General features: G+C 71.2%; 24 protein-coding genes and 1 pseudogene. 11 read left to right on the plus strand and 14 right to left on the minus strand.

From position 1 onward, the window contains the following. Positions 1 to 28: 28 nt before the first annotated feature. The 4 genes from J5X75_RS34805 to J5X75_RS34820 are packed head-to-tail and all read right to left on the minus strand — an operon-like array spanning position 29 to position 4,955. Positions 29 to 1,483: a class I adenylate-forming enzyme family protein gene (locus J5X75_RS34805; protein WP_208471885.1), complete on the minus strand. Its 1,455-nt coding sequence runs from the start codon at positions 1,481 to 1,483 to the stop codon at positions 29 to 31. After that, positions 1,480 to 2,460: an acyl-CoA dehydrogenase family protein gene (locus tag J5X75_RS34810; protein WP_208471886.1), complete on the minus strand. Its 981-nt coding sequence runs from the start codon at positions 2,458 to 2,460 to the stop codon at positions 1,480 to 1,482. Before J5X75_RS34810 ends, J5X75_RS34805 begins: the two co-directional genes overlap by 4 nt. After that, positions 2,457 to 3,617 carry an acyl-CoA dehydrogenase family protein gene (locus J5X75_RS34815; RefSeq protein ID WP_208471887.1) on the minus strand — a complete coding sequence of 387 codons (1,161 nt, stop codon included), beginning with the start codon at positions 3,615 to 3,617 and terminating at the stop codon, positions 2,457 to 2,459. Before J5X75_RS34815 ends, J5X75_RS34810 begins: the two co-directional genes overlap by 4 nt. Before the next feature lie 9 nt (positions 3,618 to 3,626). Next, on the minus strand, positions 3,627 to 4,955 hold the full coding sequence (locus tag J5X75_RS34820; RefSeq protein WP_208471888.1) for a cytochrome P450: 1,329 nt from the start codon (positions 4,953 to 4,955) through the stop codon (positions 3,627 to 3,629). 144 nt (positions 4,956 to 5,099) lie between these two features. Between J5X75_RS34820 and J5X75_RS34825 the strand changes: the two genes are divergently transcribed. From J5X75_RS34825 to J5X75_RS34840, 4 genes and pseudogenes are all read left to right on the plus strand, one after another. After that, complete coding sequence (locus J5X75_RS34825; protein ID WP_238490483.1) at positions 5,100 to 5,858, plus strand: ZIP family metal transporter; 759 nt, start codon at positions 5,100 to 5,102, stop codon at positions 5,856 to 5,858. Between the two features lie 147 nt (positions 5,859 to 6,005). Next, positions 6,006 to 6,470: a hypothetical protein gene (locus tag J5X75_RS46205; RefSeq protein ID WP_208471889.1), complete on the plus strand. Its 465-nt coding sequence runs from the start codon at positions 6,006 to 6,008 to the stop codon at positions 6,468 to 6,470. After that, positions 6,383 to 6,922: pseudogene (locus tag J5X75_RS46210) on the plus strand (IS630 family transposase); the annotation flags it as partial. The gene J5X75_RS46205 and the pseudogene J5X75_RS46210, both read left to right, overlap by 88 nt. Positions 6,923 to 7,274: 352 nt before the next feature. Further along, positions 7,275 to 8,543 carry an MFS transporter gene (locus tag J5X75_RS34840; protein ID WP_208471890.1) on the plus strand — a complete coding sequence of 423 codons (1,269 nt, stop codon included), beginning with the start codon at positions 7,275 to 7,277 and terminating at the stop codon, positions 8,541 to 8,543. A 68-nt stretch (positions 8,544 to 8,611) separates the two neighbouring features. Here the strand turns inward: J5X75_RS34840 and J5X75_RS34845 are convergent, their stop codons facing one another. Both J5X75_RS34845 and J5X75_RS34850 read right to left on the minus strand, forming a co-directional pair. Continuing rightward, entirely contained in the window at positions 8,612 to 9,109 is a 498-nt protein-coding gene (locus J5X75_RS34845; RefSeq protein ID WP_208471891.1) for a hypothetical protein, read from the minus strand. A 30-nt stretch (positions 9,110 to 9,139) separates the two neighbouring features. After that, complete coding sequence (locus J5X75_RS34850) at positions 9,140 to 9,811, minus strand: phytanoyl-CoA dioxygenase family protein (RefSeq protein WP_208471892.1); 672 nt, start codon at positions 9,809 to 9,811, stop codon at positions 9,140 to 9,142. Between the two features lie 225 nt (positions 9,812 to 10,036). On the opposite strand from J5X75_RS34850, the gene J5X75_RS34855 reads away from it, so the two are divergent. Beyond that, positions 10,037 to 11,371, plus strand: a complete 1,335-nt coding sequence (locus tag J5X75_RS34855; RefSeq protein WP_208471893.1) for an NsdA family TPR-like regulatory protein — start codon at positions 10,037 to 10,039, stop codon at positions 11,369 to 11,371. A gap of 38 nt (positions 11,372 to 11,409) precedes the next feature. Further along, complete coding sequence (locus tag J5X75_RS34860; protein ID WP_208471894.1) at positions 11,410 to 11,889, plus strand: NUDIX domain-containing protein; 480 nt, start codon at positions 11,410 to 11,412, stop codon at positions 11,887 to 11,889. A 142-nt stretch (positions 11,890 to 12,031) separates the two neighbouring features. Here J5X75_RS34860 and J5X75_RS34865 read toward each other — a convergent pair whose 3' ends face one another. Beyond that, positions 12,032 to 12,847, minus strand: coding sequence for an aldo/keto reductase (locus tag J5X75_RS34865; RefSeq protein ID WP_307798457.1), 816 nt, complete (start codon positions 12,845 to 12,847; stop codon positions 12,032 to 12,034). Continuing rightward, positions 12,844 to 13,296 (minus strand): hypothetical protein, encoded by a 453-nt coding sequence (locus J5X75_RS44885; protein ID WP_238490519.1) that lies wholly within the window; start codon positions 13,294 to 13,296, stop codon positions 12,844 to 12,846. The genes J5X75_RS34865 and J5X75_RS44885 overlap by 4 nt, the downstream gene beginning before the upstream one ends. Positions 13,297 to 13,427: 131 nt before the next feature. Here J5X75_RS44885 and J5X75_RS34870 point away from each other — a divergent pair, with 131 nt between their 5' ends. Beyond that, a complete protein-coding gene (locus J5X75_RS34870; RefSeq protein WP_208471895.1) occupies positions 13,428 to 13,844 on the plus strand; it encodes a hypothetical protein in 417 nt (138 codons plus the stop codon). A gap of 37 nt (positions 13,845 to 13,881) precedes the next feature. On the opposite strand, the gene J5X75_RS34875 is transcribed toward J5X75_RS34870, so the two are convergent. Both J5X75_RS34875 and J5X75_RS34880 read right to left on the minus strand, forming a co-directional pair. Then, on the minus strand, positions 13,882 to 16,212 hold the full coding sequence (locus J5X75_RS34875) for a hypothetical protein (RefSeq protein WP_208471896.1): 2,331 nt from the start codon (positions 16,210 to 16,212) through the stop codon (positions 13,882 to 13,884). Next, entirely contained in the window at positions 16,209 to 17,216 is a 1,008-nt protein-coding gene (locus tag J5X75_RS34880) for a glycosyltransferase family 2 protein (protein WP_208471897.1), read from the minus strand. Before J5X75_RS34880 ends, J5X75_RS34875 begins: the two co-directional genes overlap by 4 nt. Positions 17,217 to 17,529: 313 nt before the next feature. On the opposite strand from J5X75_RS34880, the gene J5X75_RS34885 reads away from it, so the two are divergent. Further along, complete coding sequence (locus J5X75_RS34885; RefSeq protein ID WP_208471898.1) at positions 17,530 to 18,039, plus strand: hypothetical protein; 510 nt, start codon at positions 17,530 to 17,532, stop codon at positions 18,037 to 18,039. 762 nt (positions 18,040 to 18,801) lie between these two features. Next, positions 18,802 to 19,497 carry a DUF6461 domain-containing protein gene (locus J5X75_RS34890; RefSeq protein ID WP_208471899.1) on the plus strand — a complete coding sequence of 232 codons (696 nt, stop codon included), beginning with the start codon at positions 18,802 to 18,804 and terminating at the stop codon, positions 19,495 to 19,497. 40 nt (positions 19,498 to 19,537) lie between these two features. Here J5X75_RS34890 and J5X75_RS34895 read toward each other — a convergent pair whose 3' ends face one another. The 3 genes from J5X75_RS34895 to J5X75_RS34905 form a co-directional block, all read right to left on the minus strand. Further along, complete coding sequence (locus J5X75_RS34895; RefSeq protein WP_208471900.1) at positions 19,538 to 19,867, minus strand: hypothetical protein; 330 nt, start codon at positions 19,865 to 19,867, stop codon at positions 19,538 to 19,540. Further along, positions 19,864 to 20,586: a rod shape-determining protein gene (locus tag J5X75_RS34900; RefSeq protein WP_208471901.1), complete on the minus strand. Its 723-nt coding sequence runs from the start codon at positions 20,584 to 20,586 to the stop codon at positions 19,864 to 19,866. Before J5X75_RS34900 ends, J5X75_RS34895 begins: the two co-directional genes overlap by 4 nt. A 90-nt stretch (positions 20,587 to 20,676) precedes the next feature. Further along, the gene (locus J5X75_RS34905) at positions 20,677 to 21,006 is read right to left on the minus strand and encodes a TraR/DksA family transcriptional regulator (RefSeq protein WP_208471902.1); all 330 of its coding nucleotides are present in this window, start codon (positions 21,004 to 21,006) and stop codon (positions 20,677 to 20,679) included. A 388-nt stretch (positions 21,007 to 21,394) separates the two neighbouring features. Here J5X75_RS34905 and J5X75_RS34910 point away from each other — a divergent pair, with 388 nt between their 5' ends. After that, positions 21,395 to 22,354 carry a restriction endonuclease gene (locus J5X75_RS34910; protein WP_208471903.1) on the plus strand — a complete coding sequence of 320 codons (960 nt, stop codon included), beginning with the start codon at positions 21,395 to 21,397 and terminating at the stop codon, positions 22,352 to 22,354. Here the strand turns inward: J5X75_RS34910 and J5X75_RS34915 are convergent. Continuing rightward, positions 22,329 to 23,141, minus strand: a complete 813-nt coding sequence (locus J5X75_RS34915; protein WP_208471904.1) for an alpha/beta hydrolase — start codon at positions 23,139 to 23,141, stop codon at positions 22,329 to 22,331. The two genes, J5X75_RS34910 and J5X75_RS34915, sit on opposite strands and share 26 nt — an antisense overlap. Before the next feature lie 93 nt (positions 23,142 to 23,234). Between J5X75_RS34915 and J5X75_RS34920 the strand changes: the two genes are divergently transcribed. Next, entirely contained in the window at positions 23,235 to 24,050 is an 816-nt protein-coding gene (locus tag J5X75_RS34920; protein ID WP_208471905.1) for a hypothetical protein, read from the plus strand. Positions 24,051 to 24,052 lie beyond the last annotated feature (2 nt).

A 24,052-nucleotide genomic window follows, 5' to 3' on the forward strand; every position in this document is an offset into this window, starting at 1 on the left:
CGGTTTCCACGGACCGGCGGCACGTGGATCAGGGCTGCCGGAACATCTCCCGTACGGCCTTGCGGTTGATCTTTCCGACGCTGGTGAGCGGGACCGCGTCGAGCACGGTGACCTCACGCGGGTATTTGTATCTGGCCATCCGCTCGCGGGTGAAGGCGACGAGTTCCGCGCCGGTCGCCTGCCGGCCGGGCGCCAACTGGACGACGGCGACCACCTCCTCGCCGTTCTCCGCGTCCGGCCGGCCGACGCACGCCGCGACCTGCACGGCCGGATGTTCCAGCAGCACGTCCTCGACGTCGCGGGGGAAGACGTTGAAGCCGCCGCGGATGATGAGGTCCTTCATCCGGTCGACGACGTAGAGATAGCCGTCGTCGTCCAGGCGCCCGACGTCGCCGGTGTGCAGCCAGCCGTCCCGGATCGTCCGCGCGGTCAGGTCCGGGTCGTTCCAGTAGCCGAGCATCACGCCGGGGCCGCGCACGCAGATCTCACCGTCGACGATCGCGACCTCGGCGTGCGGCAGCGGTTTGCCGACGCTGCCGGGACGATGCTCGGTGAGCGTCTCCGCCGACACGACGGCGCTGGTCTCGGTCAGGCCGTAGCCCTGCAGGACGGTCACGCCGAACGCCTTCTCGGCGGCGGCACGGATGGCCGGCGGCAGGGTCGCCCCGCCGGAGCCGAAGGACCGCAGCGACGACAGGTCGTAGTCGCCGTACGGCTGGGCGAGCAGCATCTGGAGCATGGTGGGCACGACCGGGCTGGACTCGAGGCGGTGCTCGGCGACCAGTTCCAGCCAGCCGACCGGGTCGAACCAGCGTTGCAGCACCGACACGAGCCGCCGCGGGGAGTGCAGGCCGCCGACGACGACGATCAGGCCGTACGCGTGCGACAGCGGCAACGGCAGCAGCGACCGGGTGGTGTCCGCCGTCCGGGCGACCTGCTCGATGCCGCGGCCGTTCTCCCACAGGCCGCGGTGGCTGAGCATGACGCCTTTGGCCCGTCCGGTGGTGCCGCCGGTGTAGAGCAGCGCCGCGAGGTCGTCGTCGGCGCGCGGCTCGATCCCGGCGGGTTCGGCGGTCTCCAGGTCGGCGTAGGTGCCGCCGATGACGAACGTCGCGATGCCCAGCCCGTCGGCGGCCGTGCCGAACAGTCCGGCCAGCTCGGGGCTGATGATCGCCGCGGTGGCGCCCGAGTCGGTGAGGATGTGCCGCAGCTCCGGCTCGCTCTGCAGGAAGATCACCGGCGTCACCACCGCGCCGGCCCGCCAGATCGCCCGGTAGGAGATGAACACCTCCGGCGTGTTCATCATCATCACGACCACCCGGTCCCCCGGCCGCACCCCGTGCGCGCGCAGCCCGGCGGCCACCCGGGTGGACCGTTCGTGGATCTCCGTCGAGGTCAGCCACCGGCCCTCGAAGAACAACGACTCGTAGTGGCCGAGACGCTGGTAGGCCTGCTCCGCGAGAAGCCCGAGGTGATGGCTCATCGGGCCGCCTCCCCCATCGCGAGCCGCGCCACCTCGTCGAAGGCGGCCACGTCGTCACCGAGCAGGAACCGGTCGGTCTTGGCCCGCCGCCAGTACAGGTGGGCGTCGTGTTCCCAGGTGTACCCGATGCCGCCGTGCACCTGGATCACCGTCTCGGCGGCGAGTTCCAGGGTGGTGGCCGCGGCGGCCTTCGCGGCGGCCGAGGCCAGCGGCAGTTCACCGGGCGCGCGGTCGGCGGCCCAGGCGGCCCACCAGACCAGCGACCGCAGCTGCTCCACCGCGACGTAGACGTCGACGAGCATGTGCTTGACGGCCTGGTAGGAGCCGATCGGGCGGCCGAACGTGTGCCGCTGTTTCGCGTACTCGACGCCCATCTCCAGCAGCCGGGCGGCGGCGCCCAGTCCTTCGGCCGCCAGGATCGTCCGGCCGACACGTTCCGCCGTGCGCCACAGTGGGCGCGCGTCGCGTACCAGATCGATGGTGTCGCCGAGGGTGACGTCGCCGAGGCCGCGCGTCGCGTCGATCGGCCGGCGTGCCGTCACCCGGCCCGGCCCGCAGACCAGCGTGCCGTCACGCAGCGCGAGGAAGGTGCCGGCGCCGACCGCGTCCAGCACCGGGCCGTCGCCGTCGATGACCGCGACGACCAGGCTGCCGTCGGCGAGTCCGGCGAGCCGGTCCGGATCACTCTCCAGGAGTACGGCGGCGCGCGCGAAAGTCACCGTCGACGGACCCGCGAGCACCCGTCCGGCCTGCTCCGCGACCACGGCGAGCTGGAGAACGGTGCCGCCTCCGCCGCCCGCGCTCTCCGGGACGGTGATCGTCGCGTAACCGCTTTTGATCAGCTCGGCGCGGCCCGGGAGCAGACCGGCGCCCTCGTCGAGCGCGGCCCGGGCCGCCGCCGGGGAGGCCGAACCGGACAGGAAGTCACGGGCGCCGTCGGCGAGGTCGAGGTGCTCCTGATCCAGATCGAAGTTCATCCGAGGCTCTCCCTGAACGTGACGCCCTTGTCCGCACGAGGTTCGGCCGGCAGGCCCAGGACCCGCTCGCCGATGATGTTGCGCAGCACCTGGTCGCTGCCGCCGGCGATGGCCATGCCGGGCAGCATCGCCTGCATGTTCTGCCACTCGCCGTCGTCACCGGTCGCCGCGTCCGGGCCGAGCACGCGGACGGCGAGGTCGGTCAGGTCCCGCGCCGACCGGGTGCCGCTGAGCTTGCCCGCCGACGCCTCCGGGCCGGGCAGTTCACCGCGGTTCAACCTCGACAGCTGCCGGTAGCCGGTGTAGCGGGCGCCGAGCGCGGCGACGTACCCCCGGCCCAGCTCCTGACGGGCCAGCGCCCGCCGGTCCTCGGGAAGCGCGCCGATGTGCCGGGCGACGTGCCGGGCCACCGCCTCCGGTTTCGGCCCGATCGACGTGCCACCGCCGCCGAGGGAGAGCCGCTCGCTCATCAGCGTCGTCAGCGCCACCCGCCAGCCGTCACCGACGTCGCCGAGCCGCTCGTCGTCAGGGATCCGCACGTCGTCGAAGAACACCTCGTTGAAATGGGCGTCGCCGTTCATCTGCCGCAGCGGCCGGACGGTGACGCCGGGCGCCTTCATGTCGACCACGAACATCGTGAGACCGCGATGTTTCGGCACATCCGGATCGGTACGCGTGAGCAGGATCCCGAAATCGGCGAGGTGGGCGAGCGTCGTCCACACCTTCTGCCCGCTGACCCGCCAGCCGTCGCCGTCGCGGACCGCCCTCGTCCGCAGGGCGGCCAGATCGCTGCCGGCCGCCGGTTCACTGAACAGCTGGCACCACAGGTCGTCGGCCCGCAGCAGCCGTTTCAGGTAGCGCTGCCGCTGCCGCTCGCTGCCGTGCACGATCACGGTGGGCCCGCACATCCCGATGCCGATCAGGTTGATCAGCGGGGGCAGGCCGCGCCGGGCCGTCTCCTGGTCGACGATCGCCTGCTGCATCGGTGTGCCGCCCCGGCCGCCGGCCTCGACCGGCCAGGTGACGCCGACGAACCCGGCGTCGTACAGGGTGGCCTGCCAGGCCCGTGGCTGATCCGGGCCGGGCGCGTGCCGGTCCAGGAAGGAACGCACCTCCGTCCGCCAGGCCGCCTCGTCGGGGGTGTCGTCGAAATCCATCCGCATCCCTCAGTTCCTGATCAGGGTGATCGGCTGGCCGTCCTTGGGGAACGGCAGCGCATGGTGGTCCAGCGGCGCCACGTAGCCGGGGTCGACGTTCCAGTGGTACTCGCGCAGCAGCCGGTGCAGGATCGCTTTCACCTCCAGACCACCGAAGTGCATGCCGATGCACTTGTGGACCCCGCCGCCGAACGGCATCCAGGCGAACCGGTGCGACCGGTCCTCCCGGCGGTCCGGGCCGAACCGCTCCGGGTCGAAGGCCCGCGGGCCGGTCCAGTACTCCGGCATCAGGTGGGTGAACTGGATGCCGAGCGAGCAGAACGTGTCCGCCGGGATGCGCACCCCCTGCACGACGGTGTCCTTGACGGCGTAGCGGACCAGCACCGGCACCGGCGCCCGCAGCCGCAGCGCCTCCCGCATGACCAGGTCGATCGAGACGAGCGAGTCCAGTTCGGCCCGCTCCGGGGCGGGTCCGAGCGCCAGCGCCTCGGCGCGGCAGCGGTCCTGCCAGTCCGGGTGCTGGCCCAGGTATTGCAGGATCGCGGAGGTGGTGATGGTGGACGTGTCGTGCGCCGCCATCATCAGGAAGATCATGTGGTTGATGACGTCGTCGTCGCTGAACCGGTCACCGTCCTCGGTCTCGATGTGGCAGAGCACCGAGAAGATGTCGTCACCGGCCGCGGCCCGCTTCGCCGGCAGATAGCCGCGCAGGAACCTCTCCAGCTTGCGGCGGCCACGGTAGGCGCGACCCCAGCGGGTCAACGGCACGTCCGCCCGTACGATCCCGGCGGCGGACTGCACACAGGCGACGAACGCCCGGTTGATCCGGTCCATCTCGTCCTGGCCGGTGGCGCCCGCACCGCCCATGAACAGGTCGGCGGCGATGTCGAGGGTGAGCTGCTTGAGCCGCCAGTAGGCCGGGATCTCGGTACCGATCTCCCATCTCGCCAGGGCCCGTTCGACGGCCGGATGCAGCCGGCGGGTGTAGCCGTCCAGCCGCCGCGGGGTGAACGCCTCCTGCATGATCCGCCGATGGCCGTGGTGGTCGTCGAAGTCGATGAGCATCAGACCGCGGCGGAAGAACGGCCCGACCAGCAGCGACCAGGCCGGCCCGTTGGCGAACGCCTTGTCCCGGTTCTGCAGCACCTCGCCGCAGGCGTCCGGGCCGAGCACCATCACCGTCGTCCTGCCGAACATGTAGGACGGCGCGACCGGCCCGTAATGCTCCCAGTGACGCTGGTAGAGCCCCACCGGATCCCGCTGGTACTTGAAGAGATTGCCCACCCAGGGCAGACCACGGTCCTCACGGCGCAGCCGCGGAAGGGTCTCGGCCGTCATCGGCGCTCACCTCGAAGAGTCGCAACCTCGTATCGGCCAGCGTGATTCTCCGGGGGAGCCCCTGTCAACGTCCGCGGCGCTCTCCCGCGTGAGTGGCCGCCGAGTCACCGCCGTCGGTCACGGTTCGGTCCGTACGCTCGCTGCATGATGCCCATGTGGTTGCAGGCCGGATTCTGGGGGCTGTTCGCCGGGTCGGCCCTGCTGCTCGGCGCGGCGATCGGCTACCTGGTCAAGGTGCCGCGCCGGCTGCTGGCGTCGGTGATGGCGTTCGGCGCCGGCGTCCTGCTGTCGACGGTGGCCTTCGAACTCATCGACGAGGCCTACGACCAGGGCGGCATGCGACCCACCGCGTTCGGCGCCGCGGCCGGCGCGCTCATCTACACCGGCTGCAACATCCTGCTCGCCCGGCGCGGCGCCCGCCACCGCAAACGCTCCGGCGATCAACAACCTTCAGAGCAGGAACAAGACGGCTCGGGTACGGCCATCGCGCTCGGTGCGTTGCTGGACGGCGTCCCGGAGTCCATCGTCATCGGAACGAGCCTGCTCGGCGGCGGTACGGTCGGGGCGGTCACCGTCGCCGCGGTGTTCATCAGCAACGTCCCCGAAGGCCTGTCCAGCGCCGCCGGCATGCGCGCCGCGGGCCGCAGCCGCCGGTACGTCTTCGGCCTGTGGACCGGCATCGCCGTGGTGAGCGGCCTGGCCGCGATCGCCGGCTACACCGTCCTCGGCGACGCCTCCGGCACCCTGATGGCCGCCATCACCGCCCTGGCCGGCGGCGCGATCCTGTCGATGGTCGCCGACACCATGATCCCGGAGGCCTTCGAGAACGCCCACCTGCTGGTCGGCCTGATCACCGTGGCCGGCTTCCTTCTCGCCTACGGCGTCTCCCAGCTGGAGCCCTGACCCACCCACCGGCGCGCCGGCAGGTCACCGACATGTCGAATCCTCGGCCACGACGTACCGTCGATACCGCGCGGGGCCAGCCACTCAAACACCGGGGAAGAGGCACCGATGCAACCTCACCGGACGACATCCGAGCAGCTGCGGTCCGTGCCGGCCTACCGCCTGCTCACCCTGATGGACGCCGAACACGGCGCCAGCGACGGCGAGGCAGCCCGCGCCGCCCGTCAACAGGAGATCGCCGGCACCGGCCAGGAGATCGCCGTGCTGGTGGCACAGGACGCACTTCCGGTGGACGCCGACCTCGAACTGTGGGACCGCGCGCCCACCGAGCCGCCGCCGGGAGGCTGGTACGGGCCGGAGCGGCTGACGCTCGACTGCCCCAGCGGCGCGTTGCGCCTGGGCTCACCAACCGGCGACGCCATCGGGCTGACCGTGCCACCCGGCCGCTACGACGTTCACCTCTATCACACTGGCCGATCCGAGGCAGAGGACGTTGCCGAGACCCTCGACAGGCAACTGCAGCACCTGAGTATCCCGCAGCGCCCAGCAGAGCTCGAACGGCAAGGCGGCGGCATCGAGCGGTACATCATCCGACTGTGGCCGCATATCTAACCGCAGCATACGCCGCCCTCAACCCGACCACCGGCAACGTCATCGGCTCTCTGCACGCCCGCACCCGCGCGATCGAGTTCAAGAAGCTCCTGACCACCCTCGACCAGCAGGTCCCCGCTGCCCTGGACGTCCACGTCGTGCTGGACAACGCCTCGACCCACAAGACCCCGGCGATCAAGCGCTGGCCGGCCGCCCACCCTCGCCTCGTCCTGCACTTCACGCCGACCAGCAGTTCCTGGCTCAACCTCGTCGAGCGCTGGTTCGCCGAGCTGACCACCAAGAAACTGCAACGCGGCATCCACCGCAGCGTCCGCGAACTCAACACCGACATCCGGCAAGGGATCCAGACCTGGAACGACAACCCCAAGCCCTACGTCTGGACCAAGACCGCCGACCAGATCCTCGACTCCATCGCCCGCTACTGCAGCCGAATCAACGACTCACGGCACTAGCGGGAAGGTGACTCGGCCGGAGCCGATGCCGAGTTCGAGGGCCGGGCCGTCGCCGGCGAGGTCGCAACGCACAGCGCGTCAACGGCGGGGCCGGGGTCGAGGTGGCCGGCGGCGTCGGCGTCGTAGAACGCCGCCCACCGGCTTCAGTGGTCGAACTGTTGTTCGAGAAACTTCATTGATCACCTTTCACGTGCGCGGACGGGTGAGAGGTTCCACCGGTGGTGTGTCGGGCCCCCTGCGGCCGGTCGGGAGTCGCTAGGTTGCCGCGGTGGACCCCGGCTACGGACTTGCCCGTGGCCGGGGACCGTTTTGCCCGGTCCCGGAGCTACCGATCTTGTGAGGTATGGCGCGCGTGGGTTACCTGCAGCTGCTGCGGAAGCGTCCGGTGCTGGTGTTGTGGTCGTCGGCGGCGATGAGCGTGCTCGGCGACCGCCTGTATGGACTTGCGCTGATGTGGGTGGTGTACGAGTCGACCGGTTCCGCGGCGTGGATGGGTGTGGCGGCAGTGGTCGAGTCGATTCCGTACATCCTGATCGGTACGTTCGGCCGGGACCTGGTCGCCCGGTTCAACTCGTTTCGGGCTCTGGGCTGGCTGGACGCTGGACGGGCCGTGGTGGGCTGCTCGGTGCCGTTGTTGTGGTCGCCGGGCGATGAGGGCCTAGCCGTCCTGCTGGGGTTGATCTTCGTGCTGGGTGGGCTGGGCGCCCTGTTCGGGCCGAATCTGGGCGCCCTGGTGCCGGACATGGTCGAGCGGGATCAGGTGCGTCAGGTGATTGGGCTGCTGGATCTGACCACCCGGATCGCGGCGATCGCCGGACCCGGCGCGGTCGGGGTGATCCTGCTGGCTGTCTCCGAGGTGCAGCTGTTCGCGCTGGACGGGGCGACGTTCGCGGTGTCAGCGCTGGCGATGTGGTGGCTGCACGGTCACGTCCGCCGGTCGGCGCCGGCTGGTGCCAGCGGCGCGGCGCCCACGGGGCCGGTGCCGACTGGTGCGGAGTCGGGGGCTGTGGCGGCGTTGCCGGTGCTTCGCCGGCATCCGGATGTGGCCATGGGTTTGGGGTTGCATGGGGTGGCCTACTTCGTGGCGGCCGTGTCCGCTGTCGGACTCCCCGCGCTGCTTTCGGTGCAGCTTGGTTTGAGTGCGGCCGGGTACGGGCTGGTGCTAGCGGCGATCGGGGCGGGTGCGCTGGCCGGGAATCTCGTGATCGGCAACGTGCGGTTGGGGCCATGGCTGATGGTGGACTGCGGGGCCTGGATGGTCGCCGGGTTGACGTTGCTCGGCTACGCCATGGCTCCGTCGCTGCCGGTGCTGCTCGGGATCGCGTTCCTTTCTGGGTTGGCCTCCCCGGCGGGGGCGGTGCCGTGGCGGACCCGGCTGGCCGAGTTCGAGCGGCGGGAAAGGTTGCGGCTGATCACGGTGAACGCCACGGTGATCCGGACGACGGGCACGGTCGGCATGCTGGCGCTGCCGATGATGGTCGACGCGGCACCGGCCGCCGCTTTCACGGGGGCTGGTGTGCTGCTGGTGGTGGCGGCCGCGGTGACCGCGGTTGCGGGCCGGCGGGCGGTGGCCGGAGCGGAGCGGGCCAGGGTTGAGGCGGTGGCGGGGCGCGCGTCCTGACCGTGAGGTGCCCGCCCCGCGCGGGGCGCTATCGCAAGGCGGGCGTTGTCAGCTCGTCAAGGCGCTGGTCAGAGCGCGGCACCGGCCGTCAGCGCGCCGGGCGAGCTCGGCACGTTGTCGAGCCCCGTGAACACGGCCTGGTCGGCGGCCAGGAAGTGCTCGATGGTGATGCGGTCCTGCGGCACGCCGATCTGGTCGTAGATCACCTTGTGCATGCGGGAGAAGCCGGCGTCGCCGCGCTCGAGGAAGAACTCCTTGTCGTACCAGGCGACACCGAGACGCACGGTGCCGCCGGCGGCGCGGGGGTTCTCGGGGGTGTCGAACACGACGTCGGAGTCCTGCCAGTCCCACAGCATCATCGCGTCGGGGCGGGCCCGCAGCTTGTCGTCGGACGCCTTGAGGGCGTCGACGCAGGCGTCCAGGGTGGCGAAGTCCGGGCAGGTGTAGGTACACATGCTGATCGCCACGATCTGCTTGTCCCCGCGGCGGCCGTCCTCGCTGTTCTCGCCCTGGAGCACCCGGATGCGGGCCTGGGGCAGGGGACCGGACAGGACTTGGTCGAGCACGTTCATGGTTCCTTGCTCGTTGGGACGGGACTACCAGCTGGGCCCGGCGATCGGGTACAGCTGGGGCTTCAGGCCGTCGCGGCGGGTGACCGCGCCGGGGGCGACGCACCGCAGGTTCAGCCCGACGCGGGGCTGATCGGTCGTGTTCGGAGGGCTGGAGTGCAGAAGCCGCACGTCCATCAGCGCTGCCTCGCCAGCGGGAACCTCGACCACGACAGGTTCGGGGCCACCGGGCGGTACGACGGTGGTGAGGGCGCGGCCGTGTCGGCCGCCGTGCGGGTCCTCGCGGCGGGTCGGCAGGTAGCCGAGCCGGTGAGAGCCGGGGATGACGTGCAGCGCCCCGTTCGCGGCGGTCGCCGCGGTCAGCGCGACCCACACGGTGACCGACCGGTTCGGGTCCAGTTCCACGCCGTCGCCGGCACCGTCCTGGTGCCAGGGCACCCGGAAGTCCGCGCCGGGCCATTTGATCAGCAGGAAGCCACCTTCGAGGGCGATGTCGGCGCCGATGACGTCGGCGACCGCGTTCACGAGGGCGGGCCGCCGGACCAGCGCGGCGACCGACGGCAGGGTCAGCCAGGGCTGTCTGACTACATCGCCGTGTCCGGTGACCTGCTGGGCGATCCGGATGGCCTCACCGGTGTCCGCCCAGCGGATCCCGGTCCGGTAGCCGGCCGTACGGAGCGTTTCCGTGTCGGTGAGCACGTCATCACCTCTCCCTGGGAAGGACGCGGAGACGGGTCCCCGCGCCGATCGGTCGATGGATTCAACGGGACCATGCAGGGTGCCGATGGAGGCAGGTTGCGCGCCTGGTGGCCGGTTGAGGGGTGTTGTCGAGGCTTGCGTGGGGTTGCGTGCCCTCTGGCAGGCGAGCAGCGGCCCGCTATCCTGAGCACGCCGTGTTACTGAGCAGATACACGGAGGCGCGGGATGGTGCGTGCTATCAGCAATCACGACCTGCACGGTCTGCTGGACGAGGCCGATTACAGCCACGGCGCGTTCGTGCGACAGATCAATCTCGCCTGCGGCGGCGCCTACGACGCGTCCAGCGTGTACTGGTGGCTGCGCGGCCGACGCCCCGACCCCACCACCCGAACGGCGATCGCCGCCGTGCTCACCCGCCGCCTGCACCGCGCCGTCACCGCCGATCATCTCGGCTTTGACCACGACCTCAGCGCCGGCCTGGCCTACCCCGGCACCCCCGGCGAGACCATCGATACCACCGCGCGGCTGTGGGACCTGAGCGTCCACCACGCCGCCGCCCTCGCCGCCGCCCCCTACGTCTCCGACGCGGCCGTGCAGACGGCGCTCGCCTGGCGGTACGACCCGGACGACCCGGACTGGTCCCGCCCAGGCCCCCGCACCGTGACCGCCATCGATGTGGAGGCGCTCGCCGTGTACTCCGCCCACTTCACCGAATTGGACCGCCGCGGCGGCGGAGCGGGTACCACCCGTGCTTTAGTCGCTGACTTCCTGTACCGGCAGGTCAGTCCGATGATTCGCGCCAGTTACACCGACGCCGTCGGTCGGGACCTGATGGCCGCCGCCGCTGGCCTCGCCGGTCAGCTCGCTTACATGGCCTACGACGCCGGGGAGCATGGCGCCTCGCTGCGGCACTTCACCACGGCGCTGCGGTTGAGCCGGGCCAGCGGCGATCGCCTCTACGGGGCTCATCTGCTCGCGAACCTTGCGACCCAAGCTGTCTACCTCGGCCACCCCCGCAACGCCGTCCGCCTGGCCGCGGCCGCCATCGACGGTGCCGGCCGCGCTCCGGCTGAGGTCCGGGCCCGTCTGCACGCCGCAGCGGCGTGCGCCTACGCCGTCGCCGGCGACCGGAGGTCCTGCACCACGGCGCTTCGCAAGGCCCGGACCGCCATCGACCGGGCTCGGCCCGGCGCCGGCCCGTTCTGGGCGGCCTACTTCAGCCCGGCACACCTCGCCGGCACCGCCGCCCGCTGCTACCGCGACCTGCAACTGCACCACAGGGCCGTCAAGTACGGGCCTGCTGCGCTGCACCTACCACACGACAGCTCTCGTACCCGTGCCCTGCACACCGCACTGCTGGCCACGATTCACGCCGCGACGGGCGATCTCGACGAGGCCTGCCGTTACGGCGACCAGGCCGTCCCGCACCTGCGCACCGTAGAGTCCCGGCGCGTGCGGCAGCGCCTCACCGAACTGACCGATCGGCTGAGCCCGCACCGGCGGGTACCGGTCGTCGCCGAGTTCTTCGACCGTCACCACCACCTGCTCGCCGTGGCGTGAACGGCAGTCGCGCCAGCGGGTGGACTACCGTCAGTCCGGTGAGTACCTGGATCGAACCGGACCAGTGGTATGCGCAACTCCCCAGCTTCTACGCGACCACCGCGGCGCTGATCACCGAAGCCGGCACCGGCCGGGTGCTGCTGGTGAAACCGATCTACCGCGACCACTGGGCATTCCCCGGCGGCTACCTCGAATCCGACGAGTACCCGCAGGATGGCTGCGCCCGCGAACTGTATGAGGAACTCGGCCTGCACCTCAAGGTGGGTGCCCTACTCGTGGTCGATTGGGCGCCGCCCGCCGAGCCCCGGCCACGAGCACTCATCAGCATGACCTTCGACGCCGGCGAGATCCCCGCTTCCACAATGTTGCGGCTGCCCGCCGACGAGTTGTCCGCGTACGCATTCCTCGAACCGGCCGAGGCCGCCGCCCGCCTGCCGAATACCGTCGCGTCCCGTGTCGAAGCGGCTCTTGCAGCACGCCGTACGGGCAGGGCGGTGTACCTCGCCGCGCGAGGGTAGATGCCGGCCCCCGTCCAGACCAGCCGATGCTCTCACCGGTCACTGTGGGCCCGAAACCGGCAAACATTGAATCCACTCGATCGCGGTGGGCCCGAACCGGCGAACAAACCCCTGGTCATCGCCTCCCCACCCCGCATCGGGGTCACCACCAGTAGTTGTCCTGCGGCAGGTAGGGAGCCTCTAGCTCGGTGATCTCTTCCTCGCTCAGCCGGACTTCGAGAGCGGCGACGGCGTCTTGCAGGTAGTGCGGCTTGGTGGCGCCCACGATCGGACAGGACACGACCGGCTTGGACAGCACCCAGGCCAGCGCCACCCGGGCCATCGAGACGCCACGAGCCTCGGCAACCTTCTGAATGGCGTGCACCACCGGCTCGTCGACGTCGCGGTCGAACGCCTTGGCGACGGTGTCCGACGACGACCGGGTCGTCTGCCGACCCCACGGCCGTGTCGCCCTACCCTTGGCCAGTGGCGAGTACGGAGTCAGGCCGACGCCCTGGTCGAGACACATCGGGATCATGTCGCGTTCTTCCTCGCGCTTGAGCACGTTGTACTGGTCCTGCATCGCCGAGAACGTCGTCCATCCGTTGACCACGGCGGCGTGCTGCGCCTTCGCGAACTGCCACGCCCACATCGACGACGCGCCCAGATATCGCACCTTCCCGGCCCGGACCAGATCGTCGAGGGCTTGCATGGTCTCCTCGACCGGCGTCTCCGAGTCGAACCGGTGGATGTAGTAGACGTCGATGTAGTCAGTGCCCAGCCGCCGCAGCGAGGCGTCGGCCTGCTCCAGGATGGCTTTGCGGGACAAACCGCTGCCGCCAGGGCCGTCATGCATCTTCCCGCTGACCTTGGTCGCCAGGACGATGTCCTCCCGCCGGGAGAACCGGGAGATCGCCCGACCGACGATCTCCTCCGAGGTACCGCCCTGATAGACGTTCGCGGTATCCCAGAACGTCACACCCAGATCGACGGCCTGCCGGAAGAACGGCGCGCTGGAGCGGCGCGAGCCCGAGCGGCGGTATCCGGCGCCGGTTCCTGGCCACGATCGGCCGGAGGTCGACCGGGCAGGGGCAGCCGGTCCTCCTCCAGGGCACGGCGAATCTCCCGGCTCAGATCGGCGGCGACCACCGCCCTCGTTTCCGGGATGACCTCCCAGTTTTCCGGCAGGCTCCGGCTGGACCGCCACTTCAGCCGAACCCGGTACACGCCCTCGCTGTCGTCCTCGGGCGGGGCCACCCGAACCTGCGCCGGCGCCATGTCGCGCTGATATGCGGTCCACGGCACCAGGTGAGGAGAGACGCTCACGACGAACTCCTCCGAATCCGCCACCGGACTGGCCAGCCGTTCGAAGTTCATCAGAATCGAGTCGCCGCCATCGCCTGGCACGATCACCGACAGACCGGACACGCGTACGACACCCACGTCGGCCAAGGTCGGAACGACCGCGCCGACGAGATCACCGGTGAGATTCATCGGGGGCTTTGAGCCGAGTTCCGGGGGCCGGAGACATGTCCCGCCCCTTCAGCGATCATGAACCTATGGAGGACCCGCAGTCGGCCGAGGGTGAGGCGAAGGTCATCACACTCTGCGGCTCGACCAAGTTCGAGGCTGAATTCGCGAAGGTCAACCAGCGGCTCACGTTGGAGGGTCACGTCGTGATCAGCCTTGGCATGTTCGAACTTCCCGAGCTGCCGGACTACGACTGGACGGTCGACAGTTCGAACCTCAAGCGGCGGCTCGGCGGCGTGCACTTCCGGAAGATTCGCATGGCCGACGAGGTGTACATCGTGGATCCGGGCGGCTACGTAGGCGAGTCGACCCGACGGGAGATCGCGTACGCGGAGTCTCTCGGCAAGCCGGTGCGGTACCTGAGTCGCGAGCAGTCGGCGCGTACGGAAGACGGCCCCGGGAGTGAGGCCGACCGGGCGGTCGGCTCATCGGACGTTCTGAGGTGACGTGCCGGCCGGATCGAGACCGGCCGGCACGTCAGGGTTAGCGCACCTCGTACACCGTGATGTCCCCGGCCCGGAAGCGCGGGGTCGCGAACTGCGCGAGGTCGGGGCTCGCGTGCAGTTCGGCCTTCACGCCGCGGGCCGGGTCCGGGGTGGTGCCGACCGCGACCAGCCAGCGCACGCCGTGCGCCCGGGTGAAGGCCGCCGTGTTCGCCGCGGTGGGCCGGTAGAAGACCTCGTCGTTCGCGGCGAGCAGGGCCGGATCCCAGAACGGGCTGGCGGCGAGGGTGTGGTCCCACAGCCCGCCGGCCGCGAAGGCCGGCTCGGTGTAGCTCCAGCCCTCGACCAGCACCTGCCGTTCCGAGTACGCCGCCAGCCAGAAGTCGCGGCTGTCGCAGCCGTTCGCGCCGAAGCGGCAGTGGCTGTTGGTGGCGACGAGATCGCCCGTGGCGGAGTGCGCCCGGAGCCAGCGCCCGGCCTCGGCCGCGCCCGCCGGCATGACGGCGTTGAGCTCGGGATACCGGTTCGCGTGGCCGGCGGTCGCCGGCTCCCAGAGGCCACGCGACCCGATCACTCCGGTCGCGATCGACGCCGCCAGGAACGGGACCGCCATCACCGCGACGGTCAACCGGCGGTCGAGCCGCATCCGGCGACCGGCGACGGCCAGCGCCCCGGCAACCGCGATCAGGATCACCGTCAGGAGCAGGTAGGGAGCCACCGCGTGCAGCGTCGACCACGTACCCGGGGCGGGCGGCCGGAGCCGGCCGGCGGTGAACTGCACGGCGACCAGCGCGACGACGCCGAGCGCGGCCGCGCCGGCGATCAGCCGGCGTGGCGCCTTCCGGCCGGCGGGGACCAGGGCGGCCAGTCCCACCGCGGAGAGCACGGCGAGGAACGGGCTGGCGGACCGGGCGAAGTAGCCCTGGCTGAGCCCGGGGTGCGAGAACACCCAGGTGGCCACCGTGCCCGAGAGCCCGATGCCGAGCAGCACGTGCACCATCGGGTTCCAGCGGAAGGCGCGCCGGGCGACGGCGGCCAGCCCGGCCCAGCTGATCGCCATGGCGAGAACCGCGGTGGCGGCGAGCGTGACGAGCGGCAGGTAACGGTTGGCCGGATCGGGCATGCCGAGGACGGCGTAGCCCAGGGCCGTCCACTTGACCGTCTGGAGCGGGTCCACGGTCGAGCCCTGCGCCCCGCCGCTGTAGAGCACGAGCTGCGCGAAGCCGAACCAGGCGAGCGTGATCGCCAGCGCGATCGCCTCGGCGCCCAGCTTGCGGGTGCGCAGCAGCCGCACGCCCACGGCCAGCAGCAGGCCGCACACCAGGATCGGCATGAACGTCGCCTTGGCGCCGGCCATCACGCCGGTGAGGGCCGCGAACGTGCACCAGGCCGCGATCCGGCGCGGCCCGGGCTCGAACAGCCCGGCGAGCACGTACAGCGCGGTGGCGCAGAGCAGTACCGCGTACGTCTGGGTGGGGCTCTGCCAGAAGTGCTCGGTGATGACGCCGTTGTACATCGGGCGGTCGTCCCAGGCGAACGGTGAGATCGCCGTGCCCGCGAACGCCAGCACCACGGCCAGGGCGCCCGCCCACCAGCGCCCGGAGAGCCGGTGCGCCAGCGCCACCAGCACCAGCAGGAACGCGGCGATCATCGGCACCACGAGCAGTCGCAGGATCAGCATCTCCGGCTCGATCCCGGTGATCCAGCTGGCCGCGGCGCCGTGCGGGTAGACGTACCAGTGGTAGCTCAGCCCGACGCCCTCGACCCAGGGCACGTCCAGCGCCACCCCGTTCTTGAACAGGCCGACCAGGGCGAACTGGAACGGGAAGTCCAGGATCATGCCGAGCCGGTGCGGGTCGATCACGCCGGTGCTGCGGAAGGTCTGCGGCATGGCGCGGCCGACGCAGTAGAGCATCACGATGGCGACGGTCCACGACACACCGACCGGCAGCCTCCGGCCGCTGCCCCGCCAGTGACGGCGCAGCCCGGGCAGGGCCGAGAAGAGGACCAGCGTGAGCACGGGCCAGGCCAGCACCGCCAGTGGAACGCCGCACGCGCGGGCCAGCAGGTAGACCGGCAGCTCGACGACGAAGCCGACGACCGTGCCGAACGCCGCGTCCAGCGCCAGGACTCCGGCGCCGCCGCGCAGCGCACGCCAGATCAGCATGCCGGGCAGGGTGCCGGCCAGCAGGGTGTAGCCGGCGAACTTGATCAGGTCGCCGGCCGGGACGTCGTAGTAGAGAAGGGCGGCCGCGGTGCCGGCCAGCGCCACGAGGAACGCCGCCCAGCCGGGCGAGAGCGGTCCCCGGGTGTCCTGGGTCTGTTCGGTCGCCGGCGCGGACGTCTGTTCGGGAGCCGTGCCGACACTCATCGGTGCCCGGCCAGCTCTTCCGTGCTCACGTCGGCCGCGCCGAACGCGACCTCATCGGCGGTGTCCTGTGCGACCAGGAACTGCGGCCGGTTCTGGACAGCCGCGTAGATGCGCCCGATGTACTCGCCGAGCAGGCCCAGGCAGATGAGCTGGATCCCGCCGAGCAGCAGCACTGCGACGTAGAGGGACGTCCACCCCGGGACGGTGGCGCCGAAGCCCCAGGCCACCAGGCCGCTGATCATCAGCCCGAGGCAGAGGAGGAAGCTCAGCAGGCCCAGCCAGGTGGCGATCCGCAGCGGCGTCGCCGAGAAGCTGGTGACGCTGTCCAGGGTCAGCTTGATCATCTTGCTGAGCGGGTACTTGGTCTCGCCCGCGACCCGCTCGGCCCGCACGTAGGTCACCTCGGCCGAGGAGAAGCCGAGCGACGGCACCACCAGGCGGTAGACCGGGCGCTGCTCGGGCAGGTCGTTGAGCACGTCCACGACCGCACGGCTCATCAGCCGGAAGTCGCCGGCCTGGTTGCTCACCCACGGGCCGACCAGACGGCGCATCATCCAGTAGTAGGCGCCGGCCGTGCGCCGCTTGAAGACCGTGTCCGAGCTGCGGTCGTTGCGCACGCCGTAGACGACGTCGACACCCTGCTCCCGGGCGGCGGCCAGCATCTCGCCGATCGTCTCGGGCGGGTCCTGCAGGTCGGCGTCGATGCTGACCACGTAGTCGCCGCGGGCCGAGCGCAGCCCGGCCGCGAGGGCCGTCTGGTGGCCGACGTTGCGCCGCAGCGACACCACCCGCAGCTGCGGCCACTCGGTGCGCAGCTGGAGCAGGCGGGCGACGGTCGCGTCCGAGCTGCCGTCGTCGACGGCGACGACCTCGTACGCCACCTCGAGCCGGTCGAGAACCGGCCGCAGACGCGCGACGAAGTGGTCGACCGCCTCGCGTTCGTTGTACATCGGCGTCACTACCGAAAGGACCGGCGGCGATACCACGACCTGCGGCACTGTCATCTCTTCCCTACTGGTTGTCGCACGGCATTCATGTGAGAGTCGAGCGTCATTCACATGCGTTGGGCCGGAAGAGTAGCCGAACCACGGCCTCCGCCGCGCCCCCGGGGGGCCAACCCCGTTCCGGGCGCCCGTGCCGGCATTCGACTCCCCGCGCCGGTGCCCGGCGGCGCACCGCAACGCGCTTTCCGACCTTCCGGGGGCTGCCAGCCGACCCGCCGCCGTCACGGTGTGTGACATGGCTCATCGGTGGATCACCGGGTTGGCGCTGGCCAACTAGTCTCCAGGCCATGAAGGTGATCAGCGAGTCCGCACGGTGAGAAGTCGGCGGATCAGCTCCCGGCAGGTCGTGCTGACGGCCACGTTCCTGTCGCTGGCGGCCGGCGGCGCCGCGGCCTGCGACAGTTCGCCGCCGGAGGAGTGGGAGCCGGCGGATTCCTCCGGTTACACCTGGGACACCCCGGTCGAGTCGGAGGATTCCGGGCCGCCGGTGACCGCGACCGAGCCCACCGAGGAACCGGTGGACGAGGAGGTGTTCTACTGCGCCGACGAGGAGGGCATGGTCGTCGAGGAGGAGTCCTGCGCCGAGGAGGACGACGGTCTCTACTTCATCTGGCACTCCCCCACGTACTCACGCGGCTACCCGGTCGGCACCTACCTCGATGACGGCGACTACTTCCCGGCCGGTGACCGGGCGAGCCGGCGAGCGTTCAAGCTGCCGTCCACGGGCGCGGTGTCCAACGGCACGGTGAAGACCAACGTCGTCGGCCGCTCCAGCGGGGGCTCCACCACCGGCGGCGGCGACAGCTTCTCCTCCGGAGGCTGAGCCCGCCCCCGGTAGCGCGCGTTTCGGTGTCAGGCCCGCTGACGCCACCAGGGCCATTCCGGGGGAGCCTGGGGGTCGTGGATGGTTCGATCGCGAAAGAGGTCGTCCAGCCGCTCGACCACGGCCCGCAGTTCGCGCCGGGCACGGGGCTCCAGCCGCGTCAGAGCCTGATCCAAGACCTCCCGGGCCTCGGTCGGGTCACAGCAGGGGCAGGCGTGGGAACCGATGTCGTCCAGCAGAGCCGGGACATCGCGCCGGTGAACCGTCTGTTTCCACTGCGCCAGAGCGCGGGCGACGGATCCGGGACCCAGCCGGGAACTCTCGAGCGCTTGGATCTGACTTACCGCTCTGGCCGTCAGCCCATCGACCACGGACAACGTCTCCCCCGGCTGCATCCGCCGAGGTAGGGCGGCACGAACGGCCGCTGGGCGCCTACGCGGCACGGCCCTTACTGATCATCGTCATGCGGGCGATCGTCGCACCGCCGGAGGAGCCGCGCAACGCCTTTTGCGGCACCGTTCGGGACGGCGGCCTGCCGAATCGCGGCGAATCCGGGCGTCGACCGAAAGGGTGGACTCGTCACACCCGCCACCAGCACGCCGGCCGACGGGTCCGGCAGAGGCCCGCGAAGCTCGCCGCGGCCGATGGGCTCTTTCATGATCTACTGGCGGTATGCGGCGGCGGACGTTTGTTTCTCTGGGTGCGTCGTTGGCGGCGGCGCTCGCCGGCTGCGCACCGCCGGCCCGCCCCGGGGATCCGGTGGTGTCCGGGCCGGCGGAGGCACCACCGTCGGGCCTATCCGGGTCGCAGCCCACCGCCCAGGCCACCGGTGGTGACTACAGCTGGTTCGAGGACAACGGTGAACTCACCGAAGGCTTCTGCTTCACCTGGATCGCCGGTCTCGACCCGGGTCAGGTGATCACCAGGCTCGGCGGCCGCCGGCTCGGTGCAGCGGGCTGGCGGGCCGACTGGGCGTCCTTCCCCGGCCGGCGTCGCGGGGAGGCGGTGATGGCCGTGGCGGCGATGCCAGGATGGTCGTTGATCGTCGAAGACAACGGGTGGCTCGCGTTCCGGGACGATCTTCTTGAGCGACTTTCCGCACGGACGACCGTAATAACCCACTACCGCAACGTCGAATACGACTCCCGTTTCGCGCTGATCAAGAACGGCGACATTCAGGTCGCCTTCGACCCGTACGACTCCGGCGACCGGACCGGCAGCCACCCGGACGTCCTCCTCCCGGCGATGCGAGCGGCCGGTCTGGCTACGGACGGTCAGGACAGCGACGATGCCGACGCCACCGAGTGCGCGTTCGCGTTGACCGAACGGCTCACCAGGGTGCCGATGACCACCGCGTTGCTGCATGCGGCGACATACCTCGTCACGGCCGTCTACGACGCCGACGTCGCCGCGTGGGAGCGGGAGAACCCGGACCCCGGGCTGCAACCTGCCCGCTGATGGAGCTGATTCGGTAGTCGACGGTGGGGGCGAGACGCCGTCATTGTGGGGAGGGCCGGACGGCCAGCTCCGCCCAGATGACGCCGCCGGTGCCGGTGGCGTGGGCGCCGTAGGTCCAGCAGGGTGTGGGCGGGCTCGGCGCCGGGCTGTCGGGGACCCGCCGGGTCATCAGTTCGATGAGCAGGTTGTCGTCGCGGCGGCTCACGATCAGCTGGCCTTCGCCGTCGGCGTGGCGGACGAGCGCGGCGATCACCGTGAGGGCCTCGTCGAGATGCCCGCTGTCGAGTTGGCCGTCGAGATGCGCCCGGGCCGACGCCCGCAGGCCGGCGAGGTCCGTGCCGGCGCGGACCGACAGCCAGAGGGAGGTCAAGCGAACCCGGGATGGCGCAGGGCGGACATGGCGGCCCGGCCGGCGCCGTCGAGCGCGGCGGTGCGGGGGTCGGCGGCGCGGTGCACGCGGACGTCCAGGGCGGTGGCCAGCGCCTCCGGCAGGCCGGGGTGCAGGGCGCCGTCGCCGGTCAGCAGGATGCCGCGGGCGGTCGCCTCGTCCAGGGCGCCGGCGTGGTCGGTGGCGCGCAGGTTCGCGACGTGCTGTGCGATGACGTCGGTGAGCAGCCCGGTCGTGCCGTCGCGCCCCAGGTCGCGGATGCCGTAGTCGGCCCGCTGGGCGGCGGTGACCCGGCCGTGTTCGAGCAGGGCGGTCTCGGTGAGCTGGGCGCCGATGTCGACGACCAGCAGGTTTCCGGCGGTCGCGCCGGATCCGATGGCGGCGGCGCGGACCGTGTCGATGAACAGTGTCCGGCGTGGCGCGAAGGCGCCGTCGATCACGCGGCGCATCAGTTCCTGGTCGGCTTCGGTGGACAGCACCGGCCGGCAGGCCACGACGATGTCGGCGACCGGCGCCGGCTGCGGGAAGCGGTTGACGAGCTGGGTCAGCAGGGCGACGCAGCCGTCGACGTCGGCGACGCGGCCACGCCGGACCAGCGCGCCGGCGCTGGTGGGGGCGCTGACGACGCCCCGGCCGGTGGCCCACACCGAGGCGGTGCTGCTGCCCAGGTCGACGGCGAGCGCTACCGGTGAGGTGGTCAAAGCGGTTCCTTTCTCAAGAAGTGACGACGACGCTGAAGAGAATGACGACGACGGGGGCCGCCGCGCCGGGTGACACGGCGGCCGGTCGCGTCAGCCGTGCTGTTTCTGCTGGCAGGGCACGCAGAATCGGGCGTGCGGCAGCACTTCGAGACGCTCGGCCGGGATCGGGGTCGCGCAGCGGTCACAGCTTCCGTAGGTGCCGTCCGCGATGCGGTTCAGCGCGGTGGTGATCTGTTCGAGGCTCTGCCGGGTGGCCGCTAGCATGGCCGCCCGGTCGTGGGCCTGAGCCGGGTCGCCGGTGTCGGCGTTGATCTCGGTGAGGTCCTTGAGCCGTGCCGTCTGGACGGCGAACTCCTCGCTCAGCACCGATCGTACGGTGCTGAGCCGGTCCTGGCCGGGACGTTCGATCTGGATACTCATGATCGCTCCTGTTCGGTGAACGAGCCGGAAAAAGAAAAAGGGCCGAAGCTGATGAGCTTCGCCCTGGCGGCGGATCGAGGATGCGGATCCGCCGGTGGGCCACGGCCGGCGGTCACCGGGCGCGGCAGCCCGTTGGTCGCCGTCGTGGCCATCGGCCGGTGGACAGCACGAACGGCCGCCACCACGGTGGCGGCGATCGGACGCACTGTCACTGCCGGCATCCGACCACCATAGGTGGATCTTGACGGAGACGCCAACGGGATCATCGCCGGGTCGGCGGATGCCGGAGTCCGGGCCGCCGCGATAGAACTACGCGGTGACATGGGGTGGATTGCTGTCGTTGGATCGCCGGACCGCTGCGGTGTTCCCCGAGTCCGGCTGCAAGGACGTGACGGACAGTCCGGCGGTGCTGGCCGCGCTCGGTAGGGCGGAACGGGTCGACGCGCTGGCCCGGGGCCGGCACGGCCGGGACGCGGTGGTCGTCGCCGTCGCCGACGGCCGGGTCATCGTGGTCGCGGTCGGGTTCTTCTCCGACATGGGGCACGCGGCGCGGCAGACCAGTCCGGTCCGGCTCGACCAGCCGGTCGAGGCCGTCCGGTTCAGCGCCGTCCCGACCGTGGTCCTGGAGACTCTCACCGAGCGTTTCGACATTTCGGACGTACGCGACCGCGCACGCACCCGCCTGTCCCGGGCGTTCGCGGCGGGCGAGGAGCAGGGCGCCGGCGGCTGGCGAGCCGCCGAGGAACTGGCCGTCCGGCATCTGCGGGATCTCGGCTTCCACGACGCGCGGACCACCGCGGGCGGCGCCGACGGCGGCGTGGACGTGGTGGCGACCGGTGCGGTGGCGCAGGTCAAGCACTGGGCCAAGCCGGTCGGTCAGCCGGCGCTGCGCGACCTGTTCGGGGTGGCTCAGGCGTCCGCCGCGACCGCGTTCTTCTACAGCCGCTCCGGTTACACGCCCGCGGCCCTGGAGTGGGCGAACGCCACCGGGATCGCGCTGTTCACCTACACCCTCGACGGTCAGGTTCAGGCGTGCAACGCCGCCGGCCACGAACGGCGGAGGCCCGGGACGAGTCCGGGTCTGTTCGCGCAGATGCGGGCGGACAGGTACCGCAAGGAGCAGGCCGGTTTGCGCGGCGAGATCGACCGGCTGACGTCCCGGATGGAGAAACGCACGCAGTCCCGGCGCGCGTCGGCCCGGCAGGCCGCCGGCACGGCCGCGGGACTGCTGCTCGCGGCGAGCCGCACCCTGGACGGCGGTGACGTGCTGCCACCGGCCGACCGGCGGCGCGAGGACACGTACCAGACGGTCCGGGACGCTCTCACCCAGGTGAAACGGCTGCTGTGAGGGCGTCGACGGCGCCGATCAGCTGGGGGCCGTCCAACAGGACGCGGTCGTTGTGGCCGGCGCCGTCGACCGCGGCGAGGTGGGTCAGGTTGGCGGCGGCCCCGGCCACGGCCCGGCTCTGCTCCGGCGGCACCACCTGGTCGGCGGTGCCGTAGACGATCGCGGTCGGGGCGCTCACCCGCGGGATCAGCGACGCCACCGGGAAACGGTCGCGCAGCAGCAGGCCGACCGGCAGGACCGGGTAGTGGGCGCGCCCGGCGGCGGCCAGGTCGGTGAACGGCGAACGCAGCAGCAGCCCGGCCGGGGGACGACGGATCGCCAGGGCGGTGGCCACGGCGGCGCCGAGGCTCTCTCCGTAGTAGAGGATCGGGTGACCGATCTCGGTCAGGTAGGCGTGGGCGGCGTCGGCGTCCAGGGCCAGGCCGGACTCCGAGGGGCTACCCGGGTTGCCGCCGTAGCCGCGGTAGTCGAGCAGCAGCACGGTCAGGCCCCGGGCGGTCAGGGCGGCGGCCAGCGGCGCCCGGCCCGCCCGGTTTCCCCCGTTGCCCGGTGTGACCAGCACGGAAACGGCTCGGTTCGGCGTACCGGGAAGGGGTGGGAAGAGCCATGCGGTGAGCCGCAGCCCGTCCGCGGTGCGCAAGGTGACCTCGCGCGCGCCGGCCGCGAGCGGCGGCCGCGCGGGGTCCGGGAAGTAGATCAGCTTGCGCTGCGCGGCCCACGCGATGATCAGGATCAAGACCAGACAGAGGAGTACGCCCAGCGCACCGCGCATCACCATCCGGCCCATCCTGCCAGTGTGCGCCCGGCCATCCGTCACCGGCGATGAGGTGAGCGGCCGCCCGGTTACGATCCTGCCGATATCGATGGGTGGGGGGTCGTGATGCGATCGTTGGCTCGAGCCGGGATGTCGGTGCTGCTCGTGGCGGGCTGTTCCGTGCCGGCTGAGCCGAGCCCGCCGAACGGCGCGCCGGCGGAGCCGGTGACCGCGGTGGAGGTGGCGCGGCAGAGGGTACTCGCGGCGCTCACCGAACGTGAGAACGGCCCCTACCAGTTCTACATCGACCACGGCACGGCGCGGCCGGCGCTGGTCGGATCGTTCTCGTCGACGAACACCAGGTCGATCGAGATCCACGAGGAGCGCACGATTCCGGGACGGGCCGGGGTCGCGACACTGGTCGCGCTCCGGATCGGGCAGCCGCTCTGGATCAGAGTGGAACTGGACCCGCGGTCGCTGCACCGGGAACTCGGCATCCCCACCGGCTTCATGCGGATCGACCAGGACCGGCTGCCTCCTCAGGAGCTTCTGCCGCAACTCGTCGACGAGGACGGGGGCGACGTCGCCGGTCTCCGCGACATCGTGACCGCCGCCTCGGACCTGCGCGAGGAGGAGACGAGGCTGTTCAGCGGGACGGTCGACCTGCGTACCGTCGAGCCGGCGGGCGCCCTGGTGCCGCGATCCGTCGTGGATGGTCTGGGTGAGCGGGCGACGGTCCCCCTCCGCCTCACTTTCGGCGAGGACCGCGAACTCCGTCTGGACGACGTGTTCCATCTGACGGTCACGCTGCCGGACGGCGAGGTCTACCGGGCGCTGTACCGCGAGTTCGACCGAACAATCTTTCGTGAGGCGCCGGCGCACGCGGAACCGGCGCCGGACGCCGTCTACGACCTGCTGGACGGCGCCCCGGCTCCGGCATGAAG

Source organism: Actinoplanes flavus (assembly GCF_017592555.1).
In the GTDB taxonomy this organism is placed as follows: Bacteria; Actinomycetota; Actinomycetes; order Mycobacteriales; family Micromonosporaceae; genus Actinoplanes; species Actinoplanes flavus.

Excerpts from the sequence above, each read along its gene's own strand:
- J5X75_RS34880 (WP_208471897.1), bottom strand. The coding sequence starts at position 17,216 with ATGACAGTGCCGCAGGTCGTGGTATCGCCGCCGGTCCTTTCGGTAGTG.
- J5X75_RS34820 (WP_208471888.1), bottom strand. The coding sequence starts at position 4,955 with ATGACGGCCGAGACCCTTCCGCGGCTGCGCCGTGAGGACCGTGGTCTG.
- J5X75_RS34805 (WP_208471885.1), bottom strand. The coding sequence starts at position 1,483 with ATGAGCCATCACCTCGGGCTTCTCGCGGAGCAGGCCTACCAGCGTCTC.
- J5X75_RS34875 (WP_208471896.1), bottom strand. The coding sequence starts at position 16,212 with ATGAGTGTCGGCACGGCTCCCGAACAGACGTCCGCGCCGGCGACCGAA.
- J5X75_RS34870 (WP_208471895.1), top strand. The coding sequence starts at position 13,428 with ATGGAGGACCCGCAGTCGGCCGAGGGTGAGGCGAAGGTCATCACACTC.
- J5X75_RS34815 (WP_208471887.1), bottom strand. The coding sequence starts at position 3,617 with ATGGATTTCGACGACACCCCCGACGAGGCGGCCTGGCGGACGGAGGTG.
- J5X75_RS34855 (WP_208471893.1), top strand. The coding sequence starts at position 10,037 with ATGGTGCGTGCTATCAGCAATCACGACCTGCACGGTCTGCTGGACGAG.
- J5X75_RS34905 (WP_208471902.1), bottom strand. The coding sequence starts at position 21,006 with ATGAGTATCCAGATCGAACGTCCCGGCCAGGACCGGCTCAGCACCGTA.
- J5X75_RS34810 (WP_208471886.1), bottom strand. The coding sequence starts at position 2,460 with ATGAACTTCGATCTGGATCAGGAGCACCTCGACCTCGCCGACGGCGCC.
- J5X75_RS34920 (WP_208471905.1), top strand. The coding sequence starts at position 23,235 with ATGCGATCGTTGGCTCGAGCCGGGATGTCGGTGCTGCTCGTGGCGGGC.
- J5X75_RS34825 (WP_238490483.1), top strand. The coding sequence starts at position 5,100 with ATGATGCCCATGTGGTTGCAGGCCGGATTCTGGGGGCTGTTCGCCGGG.
- J5X75_RS34915 (WP_208471904.1), bottom strand. The coding sequence starts at position 23,141 with ATGGGCCGGATGGTGATGCGCGGTGCGCTGGGCGTACTCCTCTGTCTG.